We start from the raw sequence: 25060 nt of genomic DNA on the forward strand, positions 1-25060 counted from the left end.
CCGAATCGGTCCGGCAGCTGACCCAGCGGACATCCAGCCACGCGGCATCAGGAGGTCGAGTGACGTCGAGAATCCAGTCTGCGACGCCCGGCGAACAGCAGGGCGAGCAGGCAACCGGGCAAGCGCCGTATCCCACGGCCGCGGGCACGGTCAGCGGACTGCAGAACGGCCGGGCAGGCCGCGCGTCGCTGGACGAACTGCACGAGACGGCGCGGCGGATCGCCGCCAACGTCGAGCGGGTACTGGTCGGCAAACCCGACGTCATCCGCATCGCGCTCGTGACCCTCCTCGCCGAAGGCCACCTTCTCGTCGAAGACGTCCCCGGGGTCGGGAAGACCTCGCTGGCCAAGGCGCTGGCCCGCTCGATCGACTGCACCGTCAGCCGGATCCAGTTCACCCCCGACCTGCTGCCCAGCGACGTCACCGGGGTGTCCATCTACAACCGGCAGAGCGGCGACTTCGAGTTCCGGCCCGGCCCGGTGTTCGCGAACATCGTGGTCGGCGACGAGATCAACCGCGCCTCGCCGAAGACGCAGTCGGCGCTGCTCGAATGCATGGAAGAGCACCAGGTCACCGTCGACACCTCGACGTACCACCTCGAAGAGCCGTTCATGGTGATCGCCACCCAGAACCCGATCGAGATGGAAGGCACCTACGCGCTGCCCGAGGCCCAGCGGGACCGGTTCACCGCGCGGGTGTCCATCGGCTACCCCGACCAGCAGGCCGAGCTGGCCATGGTCGACGAGCACGCCGGGCACAACCCGCTGGCCGACCTCGAGCCCGTCTCCGACCGCGAGTCGGTGCAGCGGCTGATCGAGACGGTGCGGTCGGTGCACATGTCGCCGGAGGTCCGCCGGTACGCCGTCGATCTGGTCTCCGCGACCCGGCAGGCACCGGAGATCCGGCTCGGCGCCTCGCCCCGGGCGACCTTGCAGCTGGTCCGCGCCGCCCGCGCGCAGGCCGCGCTCTCCGGCCGCGAGTTCGTCGTCCCGGACGACCTGCACACGGTCGCGATCCCGGTGCTGGCGCACCGCATGGTGCTCACCACCGAGGCGCACGCGGCCCGCCGTTCGGCCACCGACGTGGTCCGCGCGATCCTGCACCGCGTCCCCGTTCCGCAGGGCTCCTCGGGCACGAACCACCGCTGACAAAGGAAAACGGCGCATGCTGCGTGCTCTGTCCGGCCTCACCACACGCGGCCGCTGCCTCCTCGCCGCCGGCGTCGCCGCGGCGGTGTGCTCGTTCGTGCTCAACGAACGGGACCTGCTGCGCGTCGCGATCTTCGTCGTGGCCCTGCCGCTGCTGGTCGCCTTCTTCATCTCGGCGACCCGGCTGAAGCTGGGCGCGGCGCGCGCGCTGCGCCCGGACCGGGTCTCGGTCGGCGCGCCCGGCGAGGTCCAGCTCGAACTCTGGCGGAACGGCAGGCTCCCGGCGGGCGAGGTGCTGCTCGAAGACGGTGTGCCGTACGCGCTGGGTACGCGGCCGCGGTTCGTCGTCGAACGGCTGCCGCACGACCGGCGGGTCGCGCTGCGGTACCCGCTCCAGCCGGTGCTGCGCGGGATCCAGCAGGTCGGCCCGTTGCGGGCGACGATCACCGACCCGTTCGGGCTGTGCGAGTTCGAACGCGAGCTCATCGGGCATTCCCGGCTGGTCGTGGTGCCGAAGGTGGTCGGCCTGTGGGGCCTGCCCAGCGGTGCCGGGATCGGCGCCGGCGACGACGGCAGCATCCGCCTGCACGCCGGGCAGGGCGAGGCGGACGTGATCGTCCGGCAATACCGCCAGGGCGACGACCTGCGGAAGGTCCACTGGCGTTCGACCGCCCGCCGCGACGAGATCATGGTCCGCGTCGAGGAGAAGCCGTGGCGTGGCGGCACCACCGTGCTGCTGGACCACCGCGCCGCGGCGCACCACGGCACCGGCCCCGCCGCGAGCCTCGAATGGGCGGTCTCCTTCGCCGCTTCCGTCTCGCTGCACCTGCGCCGCTCCGGTCACCGCGTCCGGCTGATCACCGAACACGGCCAGACCCTGGCCGACACCCCCGGTGAGGGTGGCGAGCACTACGACAACGTCGTGCTCGACGTCCTCGCCGCGCTCCAGCCCGCGCACCAGCGCGACATCACCCTCGGCCACGACCCGGCCGAGGGACAGGAACTCATCGCGGTGCTCGGCACCGTCAGCAACGAATCCGTGCACGAGCTGTCCCGGTACCGCCCGCGCGGGATCCGGAGCCTCGCCGTGCTGCTCGACACCCCCGGCTGGTCCTCCGGCGTCAACCGGCCCGAAAACCGCGCCGCCGCCACCGAAGAATCGGTGGCGCTGCTCCGCGCCGCGGGCTGGGGCGTGGTCGTCGCCGGTCCCGGATCGCCCATGCAGCAGGTCTGGGCCGAGCTCTGCCAGACCGCGACCCGCCGGGGCACGCTGATCGGAGGCGGCCTGTGACCGCGACCGCGCCACCCCTGCCGCACACCCCCAAACCGCGGCCCCCGGCGCCACCGCCGGTCTGGACCAGCAGCGTGCTCGCGCCGATCGCCGCCGGGCTCGCCACGCTGTTCGCCTCGACCTCGCTCACCGGCGTCGTCTCCGGCTGGGCGTGGTTCGGCTACCTGCTGGTCGCCGTCGTGCTGATCGCCTCCACCGGGCTCGCCCTGCGCTCGCTGCGCGCGCCGACCATCGTCGTCGGCTTGGCACAGCTGCTGGTGCTGCTGTTCCTGATCACCGGGGCGTTCACCACCAGCGGGATCCTGAAGATCGTCCCCGGCCCGGCGGCGCTCGAAGAACTGCGCGGCGTACTCGGCGCGGCGGCCGAGCAGATCCGGGTCGGACTGCCACCGGTCGAGGGCACGCCGCCGATCCTGTGCCTGATCACCATCGCGATCGGCCTGGTCGCGGTGCTGGTCGACACCCTGGCCGTGGCCGCCGCCGCGCCCGCCGCGACCGGCCTGGTGCTGCTGTGCGTCTACGCCGTTCCCGCCGCGCTGGCCGAGGACATGCTGCCGTGGTGGACGTTCCTGCTCGGCGCGGCCGCGTTCGCCGGGCTCCTCGCCGTCGACGGCAACCACCGGCATCGCCGCTGGCGCAACCGCGACGCGCCCGGGCTGGGCAATTCGGCGAGCACGCTGTCCGCCCCGGTCGGCGTCGTGGCCGCCGCGATCGCGATGGGACTGGTCATCGGCACGGCCGTCACCGGTGTCGGCACGGTCGGCAGGCTCCCCGGCGCCGACGGATCCGGCCGCGGCGGGGCGGGCGGCTTCGGCGTCGAACCGTTCACACAGTTGCGCGGCCTGCTCGACCAGGGCGAGAACGTGGAGCTGTTCAAGGTCTACGGGATGGGTGCGGACAAGCGGCTGCTGCGCGCGTTCACCCTCGACACCTACACGCCGAACAAGGGCTGGGGCCTGGCGCAGAACGGCCGCGCCCAGCAGGGTGTGCAGGCCAACCAGCCGCTCCCGCAGGTCAGGGGCGACGACGGTACCGGTCCTGGACGCGAGATCCGGATCGAACCGACGAACTGGGTCGACAACTGGCTGCCCATCTACGGGGTGCCGCGGATGCTCAACGGCCTGGCCGACAACTGGCTGTACGACCCCGTCGGCGGCGCCGTGTTCACCACGACCAAGCAGAGCGCGCCCGCCTACACCGAGACCGCGGCCATCAAGGAACCGTCGAAGGACGAACTCCGCAACGACGATCCGAACCTGGCCGAGGTGCCGCAGCAGTTCGTCCAGGTCGACCGCGTCGACCCCCGGGTGGCCGCGAAGGCCAAACAGCTGACGGAGAACGAGTCCAACAACTTCGACAAGGCCCAGGCGATCTGGTCGTTCTTCACCGCGCAGAACGGCTTCGTCTACGACACCAAGACCGCCGACGCCACCGACTCGGACGCGCTCGCCGACTTCGTCCTCAACGGCAAACGCGGGTTCTGCGAGCAGTTCGCGTCCGCGATGGCCGTGATGCTGCGGGCGGTCGGCATCCCGTCGCGGGTCGCCATCGGCTTCACGTCCGGGACTCCCAAGGGCGATCACCTCTCGATCAGCTCCGAGGACGCGCACGCGTGGGTCGAGGTCTACTTCCAGACGAAGGGCTGGGTCAGCTTCGACCCGACCCCGCTGATCGACGGTCGCGCGGTCGTCCCGCCGTACCTGCAGACCGACGCCAGCAGCTCCGCGACCAACGACACCCAGGAAGTGCCGAGCGCGCCCGCGTCGAGCGCCCCCGCGACCGGCACGCCCCGTGACCCGGGCGCGGACCTCGGCGCGGACGGCACCGGCGACCAGCAGGACGAAGAGCCGCTGTGGCCCGCGATCCTCGCCGGGATCCTCGGCGGACTGGCGGCCGCGCTGACCGTCGTCGCGATCGTGCGGTCGCGGTTGAGATACCGGGCGCTGATGCGCTCGTCGTCGTCCCCGGACTCGCCCGCCCCGGACCACGGGTTCCTGGACAACCAGAACGTGACGAACTGGCTGCCGCTGATCGCGATCGGGTTGTGGGTGGCCGCGTTCGCGTTCCTGGCGGCGTGGGTCTCGTGGTGGTTCGCGCTGGCCCTGGTGCTCGTCCTCGGCGGGCTCGGCACGCCGACGGCGATCCGGGAGATCAAGCGGCGGCTGCGGCTGCAGAAGATCGCGTCCCACTCCCCCGCCGCGGCCGACGCGGCGTGGCGCGAGCTGATGGACGAGTGCGCGGACCGCGGCCTGCCGCTCTCCGACGGCGACACGGTGCGCGCGGCGGGCCGGAAGGTCGTCGAGAAGCACCGCCTCGACGAAGAGGGCCGTTCCGGACTGCGGACGGTCATCGGCGTCGTGGAGACGTCCTGGTACTCGGACAAGCCGGCGGACGGCCAGGCGCTGGGCCCGGCCTTCGACGAGGTCCGCAAGAGCCTCAAGCGGAACGCGCCCATGTCGTGGAAGGGCCGCCTGTTCCCGCGGTCGCTGCGACGCCGGGACAAGTAGCCGACCGCCTGCGGGGCCCCCGAAGCGCGTGAAGGCCCCCTTCCCTCGGCTGAGCCGAGGGAAGGGGGCCTTCACGCGCTTCGGAGCGCTGGGAGTACGCGAGTAGCCGGCGGAACGCGCATGACAACGCGAACATGCCGACGGGGCGAGGCCCCGTCGGCATGTTCGCGTGTGTGAGAGCTATTGCTCCTCGAAGCGCTGGCGGAAGCGCTCTTCCATGCGCTGGGTGAACGAACTCCGGCGCGGGGACGACTTACCGCCGCCACCTCCGCCGGCTCCCGGGCCACCGCTTTCCTTACCGCCTTCCGATTCGGCTCCGTGCCGAATCGATGTGACGGCCATCATGACTCCGAAGAACATCACGAGGAACCCGAGCACGCTGATCACTGGGATCTCGGCAACACGGATGTTGACCACCACGCCGAGCACCAACAGTGCGACGCCCACTACGAACAGGGCGATGCCCTGCAAACGCCGTCGGCGGGCGGGGCGGCGCAACCGGGTGCCTCGCACCGTGGATGCGAACTTGGGGTCCTCGGCATAGAGCTCGCGCTCGATCTGATCGAGCAGCCGCTGCTCATGCTCGGAGAGTGGCATCTTTCCTCCTCCGGCACAGCTGTCGCGGGCGCCGGGCCGCGCAACGTCATGGACCCAACAGACAACCCCAGGCGGGGTGTCTCTGTCCAGGATACGAGCCCCGCGCTCGTCCGACTACCCGATCCCGTATCCGGAAGGGATCGAATTGGCCGAAACCACCCGACTCGGCTCTCTCGAAGACGGCCGAGCAGGCAATGTCACTGGTCACGGGGGGTCAGCAGTGACGCGGGCCGCACCGCCGCGGCGCCGAACTTCGACCTCGCGACGTCGGCGGCCACTTCCGCATCCCGCCAACGGGGTTCGGGTGAGTCGAAAAGCAGCTGCTCTCCATCACTCTCCGTGTCCAATCCTTCGACTCTTACGCCGATCAGGCGGACTGCGCCCGTCGGCGCGTGCTCGGCGAGGAGTTCGACGGCGGTGCGGTGGATGTCGCGGGCCACATCCACCCCGACGGCGGTTGTCCTGGCGCGGGTGATGGTCTTGAAATCCGCGAACCGGACCTTGATCGACACCGTCCGCCCGCGCAGCCCGCGGCGGCGCAGGGTCGCGGCGACCCGTTCCGACAACCGGAGCAGTTCCAGCCCGAGCGCCGAGCGGTCGTGGAGGTCGACGTCGAAGGTCACCTCGGCGCCGATCGACTTGTCCGGCGTCTCCGGGACCACCTCGCGCTCGTCGTGCCCGTTCGCGAGCGCCCACAGGTGCTCCCCCAGCGCCCGGCCGAGCGAGCGCCGCAGCCGGGGCAGCGGCGCGGTGGCGACGTCGGCGATCGTGTCGAGGCCCTGCTGCCGCAGATGCTCCTCGGTGCGCTTGCCGACACCCCACAGCGCAGACACCGGCAGCGGGTGCAGGAACGCGAGCGTCTCGGCCGCCGGGACGACGACCATGCCGTCCGGTTTCGCCATCCCGGACGCCAGCTTCGCGACGAACTTGACCTTCGCGACACCGACCGAGCAGCTGATCCCGAAGTCGGCGGCCACCCGCTCCCGGATCCAGGCGCCGAGCCGCGCGGGCGAGGAGTCCAGCCGCTTCAGCGCCCCGCTGACGTCCAGGAAGGCCTCGTCCAGGCTCAGCGGCTCCACCAGGGGCGTCAGCTCGCGGAAGATCCCCATGACCCCCTGGGAGACCTCGCCGTAGAGGCCGGGCGTGGGGGTGATGCAGATCAGCTGCGGGCAGAGCCGCTTGGCCGTCGAGAACGGCATGGCCGACCGGACACCGAACTCGCGCGCCGCGTAACTCGCCGCCGCGACGACCGACCTCGGGCCGCCGCCGGAAACGACCACGGGCTTGCCCTCCAGCTCCGGGCGCGTACGCAGTTCACAGGACACGAAGAAGGCGTCCATGTCGACGTGCAGCAGGCCGCACCCGGTGTCGTCGGGCCAGGTGGTGGCCCCGGTCGTCACCCGGTAGCGGGCCATCCCGCCCGGCAACTCGGTGTTCCTCCCCATTATCTGTCGCGCGCTGCCAGAAACGCCCCGGCAGGGCGCATCTTGTCGATCTCAGCCGCGGTAGCCATGCAAGCGCCCTGCCAAACCGTTTCCGGGGGCCTTCGGCCCAAAAGAGGCGCGCGACGGTGAAGTCACCGTCGGGCGCGGGGCGCCCTCCGGCGACCTTGCGGGCACGCTAGCCCGGACCACCGACAGTTTCGGCTCCGGCGTGCCACGCACCCTTCCCCGAGTGTCATGAAAGGGCCGTTCAGGACGAAAAATGTCCTGAACGGCCCTTTCATGACATCCGGAGAAGCGCGTCCGCGAGCGCCAAGCCAGGCGCCGAGGGTCAGGCCAGGGGCCGAGGGTCAGGCCGGGCGCCGGGCGAGGACGTGCAATCGGCTGGAGATGTCCCGCAGCGGCGACACCGAAGCGGCCGCCAGCTCGAATTCGGCCAGATCCTCTTCCCGCACCCCACCGGGCACGAAGTCCGCCACGACGCCGTCGCCCTGCAGCGACGTCACGTCGAGCCCCACGGCGATCAGCTGCGCGCGGAGGGCCTCGGCGTCGAAGCGCCGCAGCACGGTCTCCCGGCCGCCGCCCAGCACACCGCTCTCGGCCGCGAGCAGCTCCCGCGCCTCGCCGAGCCGTCCGGCCAGCGCGCGCTGCAGGATCGCCGCGTGGCGGTTCGCCACCAGCACCGAGACCGCACCACCGGGTTTGACCGCGGCGGCCAGCGCGGCGAGCACCAGCGCCGGGTCGTCGACGACTTCGAGCAGCCCGTGCGCGAGGACGAGGTCGGCCGATCCGGCCTCGACGTGGGCGCCGAGCGCGTCGGAGTCGTCGGCGATCACGGTGATGCTGCCGGAGACGCCCTCTTCCTCGGCCCGGCGGCGCAGGGTGGCCAGCGCGTTGGGATTGGGCTCGACCACGGTCACCAGGCAGCCCGCCGAGGCCAGCGGCACCGCCCAGCCGCCGCTGCCGCCGCCCACGTCGACGACGTGCGGCTGGTGTTCGCCTCGCGCCCGGGCGGCCCGGAGTTCTGCTTCGAGAACCCGGCGAACCGCCCCCGATCCCCGCGTGGCCACGGTGTCCGTCTTCATAAACGCACAGGGTAATGCCCGCCTTCCGGGCGCCGACGGGTGTAGTCCGATGCGGTGTTCGACACCTTGCCGAGCAGCCGCCCCGCCGACTGCCCGTAGGCTGTATCGAGTGCACACGGTCGCTGTTCTCAGCCTGAAGGGTGGCGTCGGTAAAACGACGGTAGCCCTCGGTGTCGCGTCCGCCGCGCTGCGTAGGGGCGCCCGGACTCTCGTGGCCGACCTCGACCCGCAAGGCAACGCCACGACCTCGCTGGACCCGCCTTTCACCGACCGCACGCTGGCCGACGTCCTGGAGACGCCGGTGCGCTCGGTGCTCGAACGGGCGATCGCGCCCAGCGTGTGGAGCGACCAGATCGACGTCCTCGTCGGGGCCGAAGAGCTGGAGATGCTCAACGAGCCCGACGCCGACAGCCGCCGCCTGGAGAACCTCTCCCGCGCGCTCGACGAACTGCACACGAACCCGCTGCGCGAGGAACCGTACGAACTGGTGATCCTCGACTGCCCGCCATCGCTCGGCAGGCTGACCCGCTCGGCGCTGGTGGCCGCGGACAGCGCCCTGATCGTCACCGAGCCGACGATGTACGCCGTCTCCGGCGCCCGCCGCGCGCTCGACGCGATCGAGAAGATCCGCGAGGAGCAGAACCCGGGCCTGCGCCCGATCGGCGTCGTGGTCAACAAGCTCCGCGTGCGCTCCTACGAGCACCAGTTCCGGGTGGCGGAACTGCGGGAGAACTTCGGCCCGCTGGTGATGCCGACGGCCATCCCGGACAGGCTCGCCGTGCAGCAGGCGCAGGGCGCGTGCAGCCCGATCCACGAGTGGCACTCCCCCGGCGCGCAGGAGATCGCGCTCACCTTCAACATGGTGCTGGCGAAGGTCCTGCGCTCCAGCCGCGCCGGACGGCATCGCGTCCGCGGCGAGGAAGAGCCCGAGACCACCGCCGAAGAGTCCGCCAAGCTGAGCGACACCGGCACGGGGTAGGCGCCGATGCCCGAAGGCGACACCGTCTTCCTCGCCGGCAAGGTGCTGGACAAGGCACTCGCCGGGAAGACGCTCGTCCGAGGCGAGTTCAGGGTCCCGCAGCTGGCCACGTCGGATCTCGCCGGACGCGAAGTGCTCGGCGTCGGCACGGTCGGCAAACATCTGTTGACGCGTTTCTCCGGCGATCTCACCCTGCACAGCCACCTGCGCATGGACGGCAAGTGGGACGTCTACCGGACGGGGGCGCGCTGGCGCAGCCCGGCGCATCAGGCGCGGGTCATCCTCGCCACCGAGGATCTGCAGGCGATCGGGTTCCGCGTGCACGATCTCGAACTCGTGCCCACCGGCGAGGAAGACCGCTTGGTCGGGCACCTCGGCCCGGATCTCCTCGATCCACAATGGACGGACGAACTCGCGGAGCGGGCGGCGGCCGCGCTGGCCGCGGACCCGGGCCGCGAACTGGGCGACGCCTTGCTGGATCAGCGGATCATGGCGGGCATCGGGAACATGTACAAGGTCGAAATGTGCTTCCTGCTCGGCGTCACCCCGTGGACGCCGGTGTCCGAAGTGGACCCCGCCAGAGCCGTCGCGCTCGGCCGCAAGTTGTTGAAGACCAACGCCTGGCGCACGTCGCAGACCACCACCGGGGATCTGCGGCGTGGCCGTGAGCACTGGGTCTACGAGCGGACCAAGCTGGGCTGCTTCCGCTGCGGAGGGCGGCTCAAGGTCGCGTCCCAAGGGCCGGGACACCAGGCGAGGCCCACCTGGTTCTGCCCGAAATGCCAGTCTGGCCCCGCTCCCAGCGGTTAAACTGGGCCTCGTGACGCTGTTCAAGCTCCCGCTCTACGGGGCCGACACCGAACGCGGCGACCTCGCTCCCTGAGCCGTCCGCTCCCTCCGCACGTCACCCTTCACTTTCCTTTCCCAGGGAGCTTTGTCATGCCCGGAATCCTCACGGGCGAGGCGCTGCGCGCGTTCGTGCACGCCCTGCCCAAGGTCGAACTCCACGTCCACCTCGTCGGTTCGGCAAGCCTGCCCACGGTGCTGGAACTGGCCCGCCGCCGCCCGTCCGCCGGGGTGCCCACCGAGCCCGCGGACCTCGCCGAGTTCTTCACCTTCCGCGATTTCCCGCATTTCCTCCGCAACTACCTGGCCGTGACGTCGCTGGTGCGCGACGCCCGCGACATCCACACCCTCGTCACCGGGCTGGCGGCCGATCTCGCCGCGCAGAACGCCCGCTACGCCGAAGTGACCGTGACTCCGTACAACCACGTCCTCGACGGCATGCCGGCCGACGATCTCCTCACCGGGCTCGCCACCGGCCGCGCGGCGGCGCGGGCGGACCACGGGGTGGAACTGGCCTGGTGCTTCGACATTCCCGGTGAGAAGGGGATCATCGCCGGACGCGAAACGGTCGTGTTCGCGCTCCGCGAACGCCCCGAGGGACTGGTGTCCTTCGGGCTCGGCGGCCCCGAGGTCGGCGTCGGCCGCGCGCAGTTCGCCCCGTTCTTCACCGCGGCCAGGGAGGCGGGGCTGCACAGCGTCCCGCACGCGGGCGAGACCACCGGACCGGCCACCGTCTGGTCGGCGGTGCACGATCTCGGCGCCGAGCGGATCGGGCACGGCGTCGGCGCGTACACCGATCCGGCGTTACTGGAACACCTTGCCACGCAAAGGATCCCGCTGGAGGTCTGCCCGACGTCGAACATCAGGACCGGCCAGTTCCCGTCGATCGGAGCGCATCCCGTAAGGCGCCTGCTCGATCACGGCGTGCTGGTCACGCTGAACACCGACGACCCGCCGATGTTCGGCGCCACCCTCGACGGCGAGTATGTGGCGGTGGCCGAAACCCTGGGCCTGACCGCGGGCGAAATCGCCCGATTCGCGAAGAACGCCGTGGAAGCGTCTTTTCTGCCGTCGGCGGACAAGACCGCCCTGCTGGCGGAGATCGAAGAAATCTTGTTGCAGGACCCCGAACTCCTCGCATAGCGTGGCGGTACACGAGAGAGGAGGTGGTCCAAAGTTGTATTCCAACAGGACTCGTGAGGTGACTGTCCGCTAGCGGACTGCACGCGTAGGACTTTCGAGCAGCGATACAACGCAAGTTGGAGCCACCTTCGGCTCGTCGTCTCTGCTTTCGCGTGGTGCCTGATAGCGAATACCAGGCAGTCACCGGGCCCCCGAGGTTCCCGAGCACCGGTCCGGCTCGGGCCCGGCCGCCGATTCCGGCGTCCGGGAGCCGCCTCGGGGGTACCCTTATTTCCGGCCCTTTTCCGAGTTGTTGCCCCTTTTGCGAGGTCGGTGGGGACCACCCACCGCCCCGGAGAACCGTCCGCCGCTGTTCCCGCCCCGGGGACCCCGCAGACTGGATAACCTGACGCCATGTTGAGGCCCGACTTCCCGATCACCACCCCGCGCCTGACCCTCCGCGCCTTCACATCGGCGGATCTCGACGAGCTGAACTCCTTCCAGTCCCGCGCCGACGTCGCCCGCTACCTCTACTGGGGTCCGCGCAGCCGGGCCGAATCCGCCGCCGCGCTCGCCAAACGGGTGCACAGCAGCAGCCTGTCGAAGGAAGGCCAGCTCCTCGCGGTGGCCGTGGAACTGACCGAGACCGGGCAGCTGATCGGCGACCTGAACCTCGAATACCTCAGCAGCGAGCACCGCCAGGGCGAGATCGGCTTCGTCTTCCATCCCGATCACCACGGCAAGGGGTTCGCCGCCGAGGCCGCCACCGAACTGCTGCGGCTCGGTTTCGAAGACCTGGGCCTGCACCGGATCATCGGCCGCTGTGACGGACGCAACCTCGCTTCGGCCACGCTGATGGAACGCCTCGGCATGCGCAAGGAAGCGCATCTGCGCGAGAACGAGGTCGTCAAGGGCGAGTGGACCGACGAACTCGTCTTCGCGATGCTCGAAGACGAGTGGAAGGCAAGGGGCTAGAGCTCACCAGGCATGATGGGGCCGTGTTCTTCGACAAGATCGTCCGCCCCGCTCTCTACCGGGTCTCCGGCAGCGACCCCGAAACCGTGCACGAACGCACCATCGGCACGCTCGCCAGGCTGAGCCGGGTCTCCCCCGCGCTCGCCGCGCTCGGCCGCGTCTACCGGACGGACGATCCGGTCACCTTCCTCGGGCTCCGCTTCCCGAACCGGGTCGGCCTCGCCGCCGGGATGGACAAGAACGGCCGCGCGCTGCACGCGTGGCCCGCGCTCGGCTTCGGCTTCGTCGAAGTCGGCACGGTCACCCGGCATCCGCAGCCGGGCAACGACAAGCCGCGGCTGTTCACCCTCGCCGAGACCGACGCGGTGATCAACCGGATGGGCTTCAACAACGAAGGCGCCGAAGCGCTCGCCGCCCGCCTCGCCGCCGGCGGGAAGCCGCCGGTGCCGCTCGGGGTCAGCATCGGCAAGTCCAAGGTGACCCCGCTCGACGAAGCCGTCGAGGACTACCGGTTCTCGCTACAGGCGCTGTACCCGTACGCCGACTACTTCGCGATCAACGTCAGTTCGCCGAACACGCCGGGACTGCGGGCGTTGCAGGACAAGTCCGCGCTGGCGGAACTGCTCGCCGAGCTGCGGAAGACCTCGACCGAACTCGCGGGTGGGAAGAAACCGACACCGGTGCTGGTGAAGGTCGCCCCCGACCTCACCGACGAAGCGCTCGCGGAACTGCTGGAGGTCTGCCTCGACCACGGCGTCGCCGGGCTGATCGCGACCAACACGACGTTGTCCCGCGAAGGGATCGCGCCGCCCGAGGCTTCCGTCGGCGAGCAGGCGGGCGGGCTTTCCGGCCGCCCGCTCACCGCGCGCTCGGTCGAGGTGGTGCGGTTCGTGCACGACGAGACCGCCGGCGAGCTGCCGATCATCGGCGTCGGCGGGATCTTCGACGCCGGCGCCGCCGCACGGATGCTCGACGCCGGCGCCGGTCTCGTCCAGCTCTACACCGGTTTCGCCCTGCACGGACCCGGTCTGGTCAAGCGGGTCGCCCGAGGTCTCGCGGCCCGGCCGTACTGACGAACCGCAGATAGGCCCGCCAGCACTGGTACCGCGTCAGCTCCGTCGCCGTCGTCGCGGCGGACTGGTCACAAAGGACGGCGAGTGGCGTGTCGCCGTTCTCCAGCCGGATCCGGCCCAGGACGAACGGTTCGGGCAGCGTGGCCGCGAAGGCTCCGAGCGCGGCGGGCGAGAGCCGCCAGCGTTCACCCGAAAGCATCGTGTGTTCGCCCGCGGCGCTCACCGGAACCACACCCGGCTGGGGTGGCTCGGTGGGCAGCAACACCATCCGATAGCCCTCGCCGGTCTGGACCAGCCCGGTGAACCGCGCCCCCGCGCCGACCAGACGCTCGTTCAACGGCTGCCCGCGCAGATGTGCGCCGAACACCACGAGATCCGCACCCGGTGCGGGGTAGGGGAAATCGGCCTGTTCGTCGGTGAGCACGGCGGCGAGGTCGATGGCGACCTGGTCGTCGAACGGCCGCACCACCACCGAAACCCCGTACGGACCGAGGTCCGACGGCGACGACGGCACCGTGACCGCGGCGAGGTCGAGCAGATTGACGAACGCCGTGAACCGCTCCAGCCTGCTCGCGACGCCGTCCGGATCGGACAGCGCCTCGGAGACCTCGGGATGGTCCGCGACGGTCGGGAGGACCAGGGCGTCGTACTCGGACAGCATCCGGAGCGCGAGCATCCCGGCCTCGGCGACGCGCGGCCTGTCGGCGATGAAGCCGTCGTCGTGGATCAGCTCGCCCACCGCCAGCAGTGCCGAGACCTCCACCGTCTCGACGAGCGCCCCGGATGCCCGCAGCGCGGAAACCGCGCCAAGGAAAGCGGATCGGGACTGCAGGGACAGTCCGGTGAGCGTCCCGGAGCCCGGGATCGCCACCTTCGGCCTGTCCCCCGCCGAAAGCCGGACGTCCGGGGGCCAGTCCCGCGCGAGCGGGTCGGCCCCGTCGGGACCGGTCATCAACCCCAGCGCGCGCTGGCCCAGCGTGAGGCTGCGCGCGAACACCGCGATCCCGCCGCACGGGGCGACACCGGTCTTGGGGATGAGGCCCAGCGTCGGCTTCAACCCGACGATCCCGTTGAGCGACGCGGGAACCCGGCCCGCTCCCGCGGTGTCCGTGCCGACCGCCAGATCGACGAGGCCGAGCGCGACGGCGACGGCCGCGCCGCTGCTCGCGTTGCCGGAGACGCGGGCGGTGTTCAGCGCTGCGCTCACGACGCCGTACGGGCTGCGGGTGTGGTCGAGATCGCTGCCGAACCGGTCGCAGTTGGTCTTGCCGATCACCACCGCCCCGGCCGCGGTCAGCCGCGACACGGAAGTGGCACCGGTACAGCAGAGCTCGTCGTCCGCCCCGGGAAGACCGGCGACGTCGATGACGTCGGCGACCGCCACCAGGGTTCCGGCGAGCGGCAGGTCCGCGCCCGCGCGGACCCGTTCATCGACCGCCTTCGCCTCCACGAGGGCGTCTTCCAGGGGACGGAGGGCGATCCAGACGTCGGGCCGGTCGACCTCGGCGATCCGGTCGTAGGCGGCGATGACGCGCTGGTACGAGCTGGGAGGTGGTGCGGGGATCGGCTCTGGTTCCGGGGGAAGCGTCGTCACTGGGCGTCCTTTCCTCGGCGGGGACGAGAAAGACCACTGCGCGAGATCCACTGTGTCCGGTCCACCACCCTGGAACGCCCGCTCACGCGGGCTGGGTTCAGGCCCGAGCTGGGAAAAGCACTGCGTGCATGAGAGAAACGTTAAGCATCGCGAGTTGCCGTCACCAGCGGTTTCGGCTTACGCGAGCGTTTCGGTATCACACAGTGAGCAGGTCGTTACGCAATGGAGTATTAGCGGCGACGAATGAGACGATTGTCCAGGAAAGCGCCTGCTCAGCCCGCGTGCTCGAAGACCGAACTCACGTGCTTGAAGCCGTGACTCACGTGATTGGAGGCGTGACTCACGTGATTCGAGGCGTGACTCACGTGATTGTAAGCGGATCTCGCGTGATCAGGCAGGCACCGGTGAGATCCGCCTTCAAGCACGCGAGATCCGTGTCCGAGCACGCGAGTCACGGGTTCAAGCACGCGAGTTCCGGGTTCAGGAGAGTTCGCGCAGGGCCATGGCGAGTCCGGCGAGCTTGTCGGTCGCGTCGGAGAGCGATTCCTTGGACGACGTCATGCCGTCCGAGCTCGCGGCGACGGTGTGCCCGGCGGCCGCGACGAGACCGCCGTAGCCGTCGAGGCCGTCGTCGAGCTGCTCGCGCAGTTGCTTGACGGCGGCGTCGAGGGCGCCGCGTTCCCGCTCGGGCGCGGCGTCGCGGCCGCGTTCGATGGCCTGGATCCGGCCCGCCAGGCCGCGCAGGGCCTGCGCGGCCTCAGCGGCGGTGGTCCGGGCGTCCGCGACGGCGATCTCCGAGACCGGCATGGTGCCGAGCGACGTCGGCTGCGAAAGCTGGCGAAGCAGCTCCGCCAGCGAAGCCTCGCTCTCGGCGAGACGCTCCATCGGCTCCCGTGCGACGGACCGTGCCGGGGGCAGCGGCGGCGGGGCGGCGGGCGCCGCGGGCAGCACGGTGCGGTTGAGCGTCCGCAGCCGCAGCCCCGACTTCACCCCGAAGGTGCCGAAGATGATGGTGAACGCGCCGCCCGCGATGGCCTGGAGGACGTCGGCCTGGCCCGCCTTCAGCAGGCCGGCGCCCGCGACGAACGCGAACAGTCCACAAAGGACGGTGAGGAGGATCCAGAAGGTCAGCGCACGGGACGTGCGGCGCTTCTGTCTCTCCAGTTTGGCGGCGGGCTCGTTCCAGCGGGCCCACTTGGCCTTCGCCTCGGCGACCACCGGGATCTGCCCCGACGCCATCGACGTCAGCTGCTGCGAGATCTTCGGCATGGCCGGCATCTGCGGCATCTGGGGACGCGGCCGCGGCGGCTGGGCTGGCCGAGGCTGGGCGGGGCGTGGAGAAGAGCCCTGCTCGGAGGGCGGGATGTAGCGCTGCAGCTTCTCCTGCGCGCGTTGGGCGTAGTCGGGCAGCTTCTCGATGTGCTTCTCAAGCTTGGCGGTGAACTCCCCGAAGTCCTTGCGCCTGCCCTGCCCCATTGCCCTCTCCCCTGTCTTCAGGTGAGACCGGTCCCGCACCGCGGGCGCGGGACCGGCTCCCGTTGTCGTATCAGGCGGGGTTCTTGCCCTGTTCGGCCTGAACCCGTGCCTGGATCTCACGCTGGATGTCCGCCGAGCTCGACGCCTTCGGCGCGGCGGCGGTCTTGCCGTCGGTCACCTGAGCGACGGAGTCACCCTTCATGGACGCGCGGATCTGCTCCAGCCGCGAGTGCCCCGCGAGCTGGGTCGTGGAGGCCTGGACCTCCATCATCCGGCCCTGGACGGAGTTCTGTGCGAGTTCGGCCGAGCCGAGCGCCGTGGTGTAGCGCTTCTCGATCTTGTCGCGAACGTCTTCCAGCGACGGGGTGTTGCCCGGCGCGGCCAGCTGGCTCATCTGGTTCAGCGAAGCGGAGACCTGCTCCTGCATCTTCGCCTGCTCCAGCTGCGAGAGCAGCTTGGTGCGCTCGGCCAGCTTCTGCTGCAGCATGGTCGCGTTGCGCTCGACGGCCTTCTTCGCCTGCTCCGCAGCCTGAAGCGACTGGTCGTGCAGGGTCTTCAGGTCCTCGATGCTCTGCTCGGCGGTCACGAGCTGCGCGGCGAAGCTCTCCGCCGCGTTCTCGAACTCGGTCGCCTTCTGCTCATCACCCTTGGCACGCGCCTCGTCGGCGAGCACCAGCGCCTGACGGGTCGAAGCCTGCAGCTTCTCCACGTCGCCGAGCTGGCGGTTCAGCTTCATCTCCAGCTGACGCTGGTTACCGATCACCGAGGCGGCCTGCTGGGTCAGCGCCTGGTGGTTGCGCTGCGCCTCCTCGATGGCCTGCTGGATCTGTACCTTCGGGTCGGCGTGCTCGTCGATCTTCGACGAGAACGCCGCCATCATGTACTTCCAGAACTTCACGAACGGGTTGGCCATCTCCTCCGCCTGCCTTCTCGCATCCCACGGGCTGTTACCTCGAGGTGGGGCGTCCCCTCTGTGATGTTGCAACGTCCCGACCCCGGCGTTGAGTTCCATCGTGTCAGGTCGGCGTCCCGCGTTCCAGGCGACCCCGACGGAATTCAGGGATCCCCCTGACTGTGATGTCCACGACCTTTCGGGTTCACCGTCCGGTGACCCTGGGTGAAGACGGCCGGATTCAGCGGCGCAGCGCGGTCTCCTCTTCCATGCGTGACAACTTCTCGGGGTTGCGCACGGCGTACAGACCGGTGATGAGGCCGTCCTCCACGCGCAGCGCGACGACGGTGTCGACCTCGCCGCCGAACCGGAGGATCAGCGCGGGATGCCCGTTGACCTGCGCGGTTCGCATCGACACCGCGTCGTCCCGCACCGGACGGCTCGCGGCCAGCAGCGGCGCGACCCGTGCGGCCCCGACCACCGGTTCCAGCACGGCCTGCACCACGCCGCCCCCGTCTCCGAGGAAGACGACGTCGGGCGAGAGGACGTCGAGCAGGCCCTGCAGATCACCCGTCCGGACCGCCCGGTGGAAGGCGTCGAGCACGTCCCGGGTCTCGCCCGGGGACGTGGCGCCCCGTGGCCGCCGGGCGGCGACGTGAGCCCGGGCACGGTGGGCGATCTGGTGGACCGCGGCCGGGGTCTTGCCGACGGCTTCGGCGATCTCGCCATAGGCCACGTCGAACACCTCGCGCAGCACGAACACCGCGCGCTCGGTCGGGGTGAGCGTCTCCAGCACCAGCAGCATCGCCATCGAGACGCTGTCGGCCAGTTCGACGTCGTCGGCCACGTCCGGCGTGGTGAGCAGCGGTTCCGGCAGCCAAGGGCCGACGTAGGACTCCTTGCGGCTGCCGAGCGTGCGCAGCCTGCCCAGCGCCTGCCGGGTCGTGACGCGGACGAGGTACGCCCGCGGGTTCTCCACGGTGCCGAGGTCGACGCCGGACCAGCGCAGCCAGGTCTCCTGGAGGACGTCCTCCGCGTCGGCGGCCGAGCCGAGCATCTCGTAGGCGACGGTGAAGAGCAGATTGCGGTGGGCGACGAACGCCTCCGTGGCGGGATCGCGCTCGTCGGACATGGGTGGCTCCTGTTCCTTCTCGACGCTGTCCTCCACCGGACACCGGGACTCGCCGGTTTCTGACACGTCCACGACGTGGCGCACGTCACGTCCTCCCGCTGTCAGCGTGCCCCGGTCACCGGCATCTGGTGGTCGTTCACTTCAGCCGACGACCACGAATGAGGACGAGGTCACCCAGGAACTGGTGTCGCTGCGGGCCAGCCAGCTCAACGGCTGCGGCTTCTGCGTCGACGCCCACGCCAAGGACCTGGCGGCCGCCGGCGAACCCGCGGTGCGCGTCAACCTGGTCGCCGCCTGGCGCGAATCCACCGTGTTCACCGAGGCCGAGCAGGCCGCGCTGGCGCTCGCGGAGGAAGGCAGCCGGCTCGCCGACGCGCACCAGGGCGTCTCGGACGAGACGTGGGCACTGGTGCGAAAGCACTATGACGACGATCAGGTCGCCGCGCTGATCTACCTGGTCGCGATGATCAACGCCGCCAACCGGCTGCTCGTGATCACGCATACCAAGGGCGGCTCCTACCAGGCGGGCACGTTCGACAGCGCCGCGAGCTGACCAGGGCGAACGAGGGAAGGCCCCAGGCGATTCGCCTGGGGCCTTCCCGCTTCGAGCTTGTTAAGCGGCGACCATCTTCGGTGCGGAGATCGTCGTCCGCAGCGCGGGGCTCATCCGCGGCGGCGGCGAGATCCGCAGGTCGGCCAGGTCGTTGCCGATCAGCTCGGACACCAGTCGGCCGCCCTCGAGGCCCGCTTCGGCGCTTTCCCGCTCCGGAGCGCGCCGCTTGCCCGCTTCGACCTTCTCGTCCACCGGGGCGACCTCGACGTTGTCCATCGCCGAGACGTCCGCCGCGACCTTGTGCAGGAGTTCGCCCAGCGGAAGGTCCAGGGCCTCGCAAATGGACGCCAGCAGCTCGCTGGACGCCTCCTTCTGCCCGCGCTCGACCTCGGAAAGGTAGCCGAGGCTCACCCTGGCGGCGCGGGAGATGTCCCGCAGCGTTCGACGCTGGTTCGTGCGGGCGTGTCGGAGCCGGTCGCCGATCGCCTCGCGCAACAGCACGGTCATCACGCGCCTCCCTTCCAGGACTGACTACCCCCTACGTTACCCAGAGCGGTGCCCCGGGCGCAGGTGTTGACACGGCAATACGCCAAGGGCGAACGCGGCGATCATGCGAGATGTTCCCCCAGCAGGGCGAACGCGCCGCGGACCGCACCGTCCCTGACCGAGGCTCGATCGCCGCTCAAGCGCAGCGTACGGACGGTGAGCACGTCCGGCCCGGCGAGCCCGACATGGACGGTGCCGGGTGCGACGCCGTCCTGTCCGGCCGGACCCGCGACGCCGGTCAGGCCGAGGCCCCAGGTGGCACCGCACCGCTCCCGGGCGCCGGCGGCCAACTGCGCCGCGACCTCGGGATGAACCGCGCCGTGCGCCGCGAGGAGGTCCGCGTCGACCCCGGCGAGCGAGGCCTTGAGGTCGGTGGCGTAGACGATCAGCCCGCCCCGGACGACGGCACTCGATCCGGGGACCTCGGTCAGCGTCGCGCAGACCAGCCCGGCGGTCAGCGACTCGGCCGTCGCCACCGTCTCCCCACGCTCGATCAGGTGAGTGATCAAGGTCTCAGCTTTCATGCGCCCGCGGCACGCCTCCCGGCCGAGCGCAGCCGGACCGCGCGCACGACGTAGTCGAGTCCGGTCACGACGGTCAGCACGAGCGCGAGCCCCATCAGCACCCAGCGCACCGGCTCGGCGGACACGGGCAGCGGCAGCAGGTACGCGGTGATGGCCGCGATCTGCGCGAGCGTCTTGGCCTTGCCGCCCCGGCTGGCCGGGATGACGCCGTGCCGGATCACCCAGAACCGCAGCAGCGTCACGCCGATCTCGCGGATCGCGATGACGATGGTGACCCACCAGCCCAGTTCGCCGAGCACGCTCAGCCCGATCAGCGCGGCGCCGATCAGCGCCTTGTCCGCGATCGGATCGGCGATCTTGCCAAAGTCGGTGATCAGCCCGTACTTGCGCGCGACCCAGCCGTCGACCTGGTCGGTGAACGACGCGATCGCGAACAGTGCGGTGGCGATCGCCCGCCAGAAGGTGTCCGCCCCGTCCCCGGTGAACAGCGCCATCACGAACAGCGGCACCAGCACCAGCCGCGACATCGTGAGCAGATTCGCCAAGTTCAGGGTCGGGACCGGGGTGGCCTCGGGTACCCGGGCGTGCTCGCCGCCCGTTCCCTCACCGGCCCCGGCGTCGCTCGGGGCGGCATTCACCGGTCGGCCTCGGGCGGCGCGGGCCGCACGATCAGGTCGACACCTTCGGAGTCGACGACCTCACAGCGCACGAAGTCCCCCACCGCCAGCCGGGGCAGGTCGTCCGTTTCGATCAGGACGCATTCACCGTCGACCTCGGGGGCCTGGTGCGCGGCGCGGCCGATCGGGTCCTCGCCGTCCTCGGCCTGCTCGATCAGGACGTCGACGAAGTCGCCGATGCGGTCCTCGGCCCGCTGCGAGGTCAGCTCCTCGACCAGCGCCGAGATCCGCGCGACCCGTTCGGCCACCACGGACTCGTCGAGTTTGCCGTCGAAGGTCTCGGCCTCGGTGCCGTCCTCGTCCGAGTAGCCGAAGACGCCCACCGCGTCCAGCCGCGCGCCGTTGAGGAAGCGCTCCAGCTCGGCGACGTCCTCTTCGGTCTCGCCGGGGAATCCGACGATGACGTTGGTCCGGATGCCGGCGTTGGGCGAGTGCTCGCGGATCTGGTGGCACAGCGCGAGGAACGAGTCCGTGGACCCGAAGCGGCGCATGCGGCGCAGCACGGTCTCGCTGGAGTGCTGGAAGGACAGGTCGAAGTAGTCGGCGACGCCCGGCGTGGTCGCGATGGCCTTGACCAGGCCGGGGCGCGTTTCGGCGGGCTGCAGGTAGGAGACGCGGACGCGTTCGATGCCGGGCACCGCGGCCAGGCGCGGGACCAGCAGTTCCAGCGCGCGGGCGCCGTCGCGGCCGAAGTCCTTGCCGTAGGAGGTGGAGTTCTCCGAGACGAGGAAGACCTCCTTGACGCCGTTCTCCGCGAGCCACATCGCCTCGGCGACGATCTCGTCCGGCTGCCGCGACACGAAGGAGCCGCGGAACGACGGGATCGCGCAGAACGAGCAGCGGCGGTCGCAGCCGGAGGCGATCTTCAGCGCGGCCACCGGGGAGGTGTCGAGCCGGGTCCGCAGCACGCGCGGGCCCCAGCCGTGCTGCGCGTGTCCCGGCACCTCGACCGACTCGGCGGCCGTCGGGCGCTGGACCGGGCTGATCGGCAGCAGCTTGCGGCGGTCGGACGGCGTGTGGGACTCGACCTTGCGGCCCGCCACGACGTCGTCGAGGCGCTCGGCGAGGTCGGCGTAGTGATCGAACCCCAGGACCGCGTCGGCCTCGGGCAGGCTCTCGGCCAGCTCGTTGCCATAGCGCTCGGCCATGCAGCCGACGGCGACGACCTTCTTGCCGGTGTCGGACGCCGCGAGCAGGGTGTCGACCGAATCCTTCTTGGCGGACTCGACGAAGCCGCAGGTGTTGACGACCACGACGTCGGAGTCCTCGGGCTCGGTGGCGAGCTCCCAGCCGCCCGCCGCCAGCCGTCCGGCGAGTTCCTCGGAATCGACCTCGTTGCGGGCGCAACCGAGGGTCAGCAAGGACACGCGGCGAGTGGCGACAGGATCAGTGGTGGGAGAAGGCACGTGCCTTAGGGTAGCTGGCCTGTTCGCCGGGTCGGCGATCGCTCGCTCGGGCGAGCCCTCGACCGGGTCGGGCCCCAGGGATGGCTTAATGGTGGACGTGCCGTCAGAGCCTCTCCTCCACCGCCGTCCCACCGTCCGCCGGGCCAGGATCGCGGACGTCCGCAAGATCAAGGCGCTGGTCGACTCCGACGCGGGGACGGTGCTGCTGGAGAAGGATCTCGTCACCCTCTACGAGAGCGTCCAGGAGTTCTGGGTGGTCGAGGACGGTGACGACGTGCTCGGCTGCGGCGCGCTCCACGTGCTGTGGGAGGACATCGCCGAGCTGCGCACCATCGCCGTCGACAAGGACACGCGGGGCCGCGGGATCGGGCACGCGCTGGTCGACCAGCTGATCGGCTTCGCCCGCGAGATCGGGCTGAAACGGCTGTTCGTGCTGACCTTCGAGACCCACTTCTTCTCCGGGCACGGCTTCGTCGAGATCGACGGCACGCCGGTCACCCAGGAGGTCTACGAGGAGATGCGGCGCTCGGCCGATCCCGGTGTCGCGGAGTTCCTCGACCTGCCGTACGTGAAGCCGAACACCCTGGGCAACAGCCGGATGCTGCTGGAGCTTTAAGGGGCCTTCTTCGCGTGGCGGGCGACCCGGACCCGGTTGCCGCACAGCGAAGGCGTGCACCAGACCCGCCTGCTGTTGGCCGCCACGAACAACATCGAGCAGTCATGCGCGCCGCATCGCCGCAGCCGGTCGGCGCGCGGCCCGGACACCAGGTCGATCGCGGCGACCGCGACGGCGGCGAGGGCGATCTCACCGCCGTCTTCGCCATGCCACGTCGTCTCGGCGCCCTCGGCGGTCAGCCGCGGACTGGTGGGGACGGCGGCCGCGGCCGCGTTGACCCGCTCGACCGCCCACGCCTCAGGCTCCCGTGAGGCCACGGCCGCCTCCAGCACCTCACGCACCGCCGACCGCAGCCGCCGTGTCTGCTCGGCCGACGGCGGCCGGGCGCCTTCGGGCAGCAGCGCCGCCTGAGTCGCCCAGAACCTGGCGTGGCCGTCGTCGAGCAGATCGATCGACGGCGAGACGGCCAGCATGACGGTGTCGGCGAGGTTCACCGCGAGATCGTCACCGGGGAGCGAGTCGAGATCGAGCATGCCTTGACACTATCAGGTACTAATGGTTCAAGACAGTTCTAGCCATTAGGAGTGCTCATGACGACCATCCGGCACCGGTCCGTCCAGCTCGGCGACGTCGAGGTCTTCTATCGCGAGGCCGGCGATCCCGAAGCGCCGGTTTTGCTCTTGCTGCACGGCTTCCCGACGTCATCGCACCAGTTCACGCGGCTGATGCGCCGCCTCGCCGGGCGGTGGCGGCTCCTCGCGCCGGACCTGCCCGGGTTCGGCGAGACCGTCACGCCCGAGGGATTCACGTTCACCTTCGACCGGCTCGCGGAGGTGGTCGGCGAGTTCGTCGACGCACTGGAACTGCGCCGGTACGCGCTCTACGTCTTCGATTTCGGCGCCCCGACGGGCCTGCGGCTGGCGGTCTCGCGGCCGTCCCAGGTCACGGCGCTGATCACGCAGAACGGCAACGCCTACGTCGAAGGGCTCGGGCCCGCGATGCCGGACTTCCCTTCCCTGACGGACGAAGCCGAGGCACGGCGCGGGTTCGAGGCGATCCTCGAACCGGAGCAGATCAGGTACCAGTACACCGGCGCCCGCGATCCGGAGACGATCGATCCCGCGAACTACCAGCTGGACCAGTACTTCCTCCAGCGCCCCGGGCGCGCGGACGCGATGCTCGACCTGTTCTGGGACTACCGGAACAACCCTCCCGAGTACCCGAAGTTCCAGGCGTGGCTGCGGGAAGCCCAGCCGCCCGTGCTCGCCGTGTGGGGCCGCAACGACCCGTTCTTCATCCCGGCGGGGGCCGAAGCGTTCCGGAATGATGTTCCCTCGGCGGAGGTTCACTTCTTCGACACCGGGCATTTCGCGCTGGAAGAGGATCTCGAACCGATCAGCGAGCTGATCGACCGCTTCCTGGCGGCGCATCACTGAAAGGCGGCACATGGACACCTCCGTCACCGATCACCTGCTCAGCACGACGCGCGCGGTCCGCCGCAAGCTCGACCTGGACAGGCCGGTGGAACCCGAGGTGCTCGAAGAGTGCCTGCGGCTCGCGTTGCAGGCGCCCACGCCGGGCAACCAGCAGGCGTGGCGCTGGCTCGTCGTCCGGGACCAAGGGGTGAAGGACCGGCTGTCCGAGCTGTTCAGGCGGGTCGGGAAGGCGTACCTGGAAACGAACGCGGCCGCGCTCGGCGAGGCGATCAACGAGCCTTCGGTGGCGCGGGCGCTGGCTTCGGGGCAGCACCTGATCGACGTGATCGACCGGGTCCCGGTGTACGTCATCCCGTGCCTGACCGGCAGGCCGAGCGGCGACAACGCGACCGACGCCGCGTTCTACGGCGGGATCTTCCCGGCGGTGTGGAACTTCCAGCTGGCGCTGCGGTCGCGAGGCCTCGGCTCGACGCTCACGACGTACCACCTGACCCACGAGGCGGAGGCGGCCGAGATCCTCGGCATCCCCGCCGACGTCACGCAGGTCGGGCTGCTGCCGGTCGCCTACACGACGGTGCCGGACTTCAAGCCCGCGTCGCGCGTGCCGTTGCCGGAGGTCGCGTACCTCGATGGCTGGGGTAACGCGCTTTAGGCTTTCGACACCCGCAGGGTGACCTGGTCGCCCCCCGAACTCACAGCGACCAGGTCCACCCGGCAGGCGGCGAACTCGACGGACTGCCTGCCGCTCCGGCCGGTGGAGGCGACAACCGCCGTCGTCCGCTCCCCGCGTCCCGGTTCGGCCAGGGTCAGCTCGACCACGGCCTCCCCTTCCCAGACGCAGACCATTCCGGCGGCACAACGAGAATCGGACACCAGGCGCGCGAAGCGGATGCTGACGTCCTTCGACGCGACCTCGGTCGTGTCACCGACCTTGAGGACGACGGTCTCCCCGAGCTCGACGGTGCCCTGGGGCTTCTCTTGCGGCTTTTCTTGCGGCTTGGGGACCGGCTGCTGGACCGGCGCGGGCTGGGTCACCGTGGGCCGGTCCGCCGCGGGTTGTTCGCGCGCGGCCGAGCTGCCGGCCCCGCAGGCGAGGCCGACCAGGGCGCAGAGGACGACGAGCAGCTTCTTGGGGTCCACGGA

At 70.5% G+C, this 25060-nt stretch carries 25 protein-coding genes; 12 read left to right on the forward strand and 13 right to left on the reverse strand.

Features of this window, described 5'->3' with window-relative positions; all coding sequences use genetic code 11:
* The first annotated feature begins 59 nt into the window (after nt 1–59).
* From IE302_RS12080 to IE302_RS12090, 3 genes are read left to right on the forward strand one after another with little or no spacing between them, the layout of a single operon-like run.
* Nucleotides 60–1148: an AAA family ATPase gene (locus tag IE302_RS12080; RefSeq protein WP_191254545.1), complete on the forward strand. Its 1089-nt coding sequence runs from the start codon at nt 60–62 to the stop codon at nt 1146–1148.
* A gap of 16 nt (nt 1149–1164) precedes the next feature.
* Complete coding sequence (locus IE302_RS12085; protein WP_191254546.1) at nt 1165–2439, forward strand: DUF58 domain-containing protein; 1275 nt, start codon at nt 1165–1167, stop codon at nt 2437–2439.
* Nucleotides 2436–4946 (forward strand): transglutaminase TgpA family protein, encoded by a 2511-nt coding sequence (locus IE302_RS12090; RefSeq protein WP_229907712.1) that lies wholly within the window; start codon nt 2436–2438, stop codon nt 4944–4946. Before IE302_RS12085 ends, IE302_RS12090 begins: the two co-directional genes overlap by 4 nt.
* 180 nt (nt 4947–5126) lie before the next feature.
* Here the strand turns inward: IE302_RS12090 and IE302_RS12095 are convergent, their stop codons facing one another.
* From IE302_RS12095 to IE302_RS12105, 3 genes are all read right to left on the reverse strand, one after another.
* The gene (locus IE302_RS12095; protein WP_093935927.1) at nt 5127–5543 is read right to left on the reverse strand and encodes an SCO2097 family morphological protein; all 417 of its coding nucleotides are present in this window, start codon (nt 5541–5543) and stop codon (nt 5127–5129) included.
* A 197-nt stretch (nt 5544–5740) separates the two neighbouring features.
* A complete protein-coding gene (dinB, locus tag IE302_RS12100; protein WP_191254771.1) occupies nt 5741–6958 on the reverse strand; it encodes a DNA polymerase IV in 1218 nt (405 codons plus the stop codon).
* Between the two features lie 377 nt (nt 6959–7335).
* A complete protein-coding gene (locus IE302_RS12105; RefSeq protein ID WP_191254547.1) occupies nt 7336–8070 on the reverse strand; it encodes a methyltransferase domain-containing protein in 735 nt (244 codons plus the stop codon).
* A 109-nt stretch (nt 8071–8179) separates the two neighbouring features.
* Between IE302_RS12105 and IE302_RS12110 the strand changes: the two genes are divergently transcribed.
* The 5 genes from IE302_RS12110 to IE302_RS12130 all read left to right on the forward strand — a co-directional run bounded on the left by IE302_RS12110 (nt 8180) and on the right by IE302_RS12130 (nt 13065).
* Nucleotides 8180–9049, forward strand: a complete 870-nt coding sequence (locus tag IE302_RS12110) for a ParA family protein (RefSeq protein WP_191254548.1) — start codon at nt 8180–8182, stop codon at nt 9047–9049.
* Between the two features lie 6 nt (nt 9050–9055).
* Nucleotides 9056–9859 carry a DNA-formamidopyrimidine glycosylase family protein gene (locus tag IE302_RS12115; RefSeq protein WP_191254549.1) on the forward strand — a complete coding sequence of 268 codons (804 nt, stop codon included), beginning with the start codon at nt 9056–9058 and terminating at the stop codon, nt 9857–9859.
* 129 nt (nt 9860–9988) lie between these two features.
* Nucleotides 9989–11038: an adenosine deaminase gene (add, locus tag IE302_RS12120; protein ID WP_191254550.1), complete on the forward strand. Its 1050-nt coding sequence runs from the start codon at nt 9989–9991 to the stop codon at nt 11036–11038.
* A 393-nt stretch (nt 11039–11431) separates the two neighbouring features.
* On the forward strand, nt 11432–11992 hold the full coding sequence (locus IE302_RS12125; protein ID WP_191254551.1) for a GNAT family N-acetyltransferase: 561 nt from the start codon (nt 11432–11434) through the stop codon (nt 11990–11992).
* Between the two features lie 23 nt (nt 11993–12015).
* Nucleotides 12016–13065: a quinone-dependent dihydroorotate dehydrogenase gene (locus tag IE302_RS12130; RefSeq protein WP_191254552.1), complete on the forward strand. Its 1050-nt coding sequence runs from the start codon at nt 12016–12018 to the stop codon at nt 13063–13065.
* Here IE302_RS12130 and IE302_RS12135 read toward each other — a convergent pair.
* The 4 genes from IE302_RS12135 to IE302_RS12150 form a co-directional block, all read right to left on the reverse strand.
* Nucleotides 13025–14659, reverse strand: a complete 1635-nt coding sequence (locus IE302_RS12135; RefSeq protein ID WP_191254553.1) for an amidase family protein — start codon at nt 14657–14659, stop codon at nt 13025–13027. The two genes, IE302_RS12130 and IE302_RS12135, sit on opposite strands and share 41 nt — an antisense overlap.
* A gap of 480 nt (nt 14660–15139) precedes the next feature.
* Complete coding sequence (gene pspM, locus IE302_RS12140; protein WP_191254554.1) at nt 15140–16135, reverse strand: phage shock envelope stress response protein PspM; 996 nt, start codon at nt 16133–16135, stop codon at nt 15140–15142.
* A 70-nt stretch (nt 16136–16205) separates the two neighbouring features.
* Nucleotides 16206–17048, reverse strand: coding sequence for a PspA/IM30 family protein (locus tag IE302_RS12145; protein WP_007029352.1), 843 nt, complete (start codon nt 17046–17048; stop codon nt 16206–16208).
* Nucleotides 17049–17268: 220 nt separating this feature from the next.
* The gene (locus IE302_RS12150) at nt 17269–18159 is read right to left on the reverse strand and encodes an RNA polymerase sigma-70 factor (protein WP_191254555.1); all 891 of its coding nucleotides are present in this window, start codon (nt 18157–18159) and stop codon (nt 17269–17271) included.
* 106 nt (nt 18160–18265) lie between these two features.
* Here IE302_RS12150 and IE302_RS12155 point away from each other — a divergent pair, with 106 nt between their 5' ends.
* Nucleotides 18266–18712 carry a carboxymuconolactone decarboxylase family protein gene (locus IE302_RS12155; protein ID WP_229907713.1) on the forward strand — a complete coding sequence of 149 codons (447 nt, stop codon included), beginning with the start codon at nt 18266–18268 and terminating at the stop codon, nt 18710–18712.
* A 60-nt stretch (nt 18713–18772) separates the two neighbouring features.
* Here the strand turns inward: IE302_RS12155 and IE302_RS12160 are convergent, their stop codons facing one another.
* The 4 genes from IE302_RS12160 to rimO form a co-directional block, all read right to left on the reverse strand.
* Entirely contained in the window at nt 18773–19219 is a 447-nt protein-coding gene (locus IE302_RS12160; protein WP_007029354.1) for a helix-turn-helix domain-containing protein, read from the reverse strand.
* Nucleotides 19220–19320: 101 nt separating this feature from the next.
* Complete coding sequence (locus IE302_RS12165; RefSeq protein ID WP_191254556.1) at nt 19321–19782, reverse strand: CinA family protein; 462 nt, start codon at nt 19780–19782, stop codon at nt 19321–19323.
* Complete coding sequence (gene pgsA, locus IE302_RS12170; RefSeq protein WP_191254557.1) at nt 19779–20420, reverse strand: CDP-diacylglycerol--glycerol-3-phosphate 3-phosphatidyltransferase; 642 nt, start codon at nt 20418–20420, stop codon at nt 19779–19781. Before pgsA ends, IE302_RS12165 begins: the two co-directional genes overlap by 4 nt.
* Entirely contained in the window at nt 20417–21865 is a 1449-nt protein-coding gene (gene rimO / locus IE302_RS12175; RefSeq protein WP_191254558.1) for a 30S ribosomal protein S12 methylthiotransferase RimO, read from the reverse strand. The genes pgsA and rimO overlap by 4 nt, the downstream gene beginning before the upstream one ends.
* A gap of 88 nt (nt 21866–21953) precedes the next feature.
* Here rimO and IE302_RS12180 point away from each other — a divergent pair, with 88 nt between their 5' ends.
* Nucleotides 21954–22481: an amino-acid N-acetyltransferase gene (locus IE302_RS12180; protein ID WP_191254559.1), complete on the forward strand. Its 528-nt coding sequence runs from the start codon at nt 21954–21956 to the stop codon at nt 22479–22481.
* Here IE302_RS12180 and IE302_RS12185 read toward each other — a convergent pair.
* On the reverse strand, nt 22478–23014 hold the full coding sequence (locus IE302_RS12185) for a CGNR zinc finger domain-containing protein (protein WP_191254560.1): 537 nt from the start codon (nt 23012–23014) through the stop codon (nt 22478–22480). The genes IE302_RS12180 and IE302_RS12185 overlap by 4 nt on opposite strands.
* Nucleotides 23015–23071: 57 nt before the next feature.
* Between IE302_RS12185 and IE302_RS12190 the strand changes: the two genes are divergently transcribed.
* Together IE302_RS12190 and IE302_RS12195 are read left to right on the forward strand one after the other, a co-directional pair.
* Nucleotides 23072–23917: an alpha/beta fold hydrolase gene (locus IE302_RS12190; RefSeq protein ID WP_191254561.1), complete on the forward strand. Its 846-nt coding sequence runs from the start codon at nt 23072–23074 to the stop codon at nt 23915–23917.
* Nucleotides 23918–23927: 10 nt separating this feature from the next.
* Complete coding sequence (locus IE302_RS12195) at nt 23928–24569, forward strand: nitroreductase family protein (RefSeq protein WP_191254562.1); 642 nt, start codon at nt 23928–23930, stop codon at nt 24567–24569.
* Here the strand turns inward: IE302_RS12195 and IE302_RS12200 are convergent.
* Nucleotides 24566–25057, reverse strand: a complete 492-nt coding sequence (locus IE302_RS12200; protein WP_191254563.1) for a hypothetical protein — start codon at nt 25055–25057, stop codon at nt 24566–24568. The two genes, IE302_RS12195 and IE302_RS12200, sit on opposite strands and share 4 nt — an antisense overlap.
* Between the last annotated feature and the right edge of the window lie 3 nt (nt 25058–25060).

It is taken from the genome of Amycolatopsis oliviviridis, assembly GCF_014654365.1.
GTDB classification, from domain to species: domain Bacteria; phylum Actinomycetota; class Actinomycetes; order Mycobacteriales; family Pseudonocardiaceae; genus Amycolatopsis; species Amycolatopsis oliviviridis.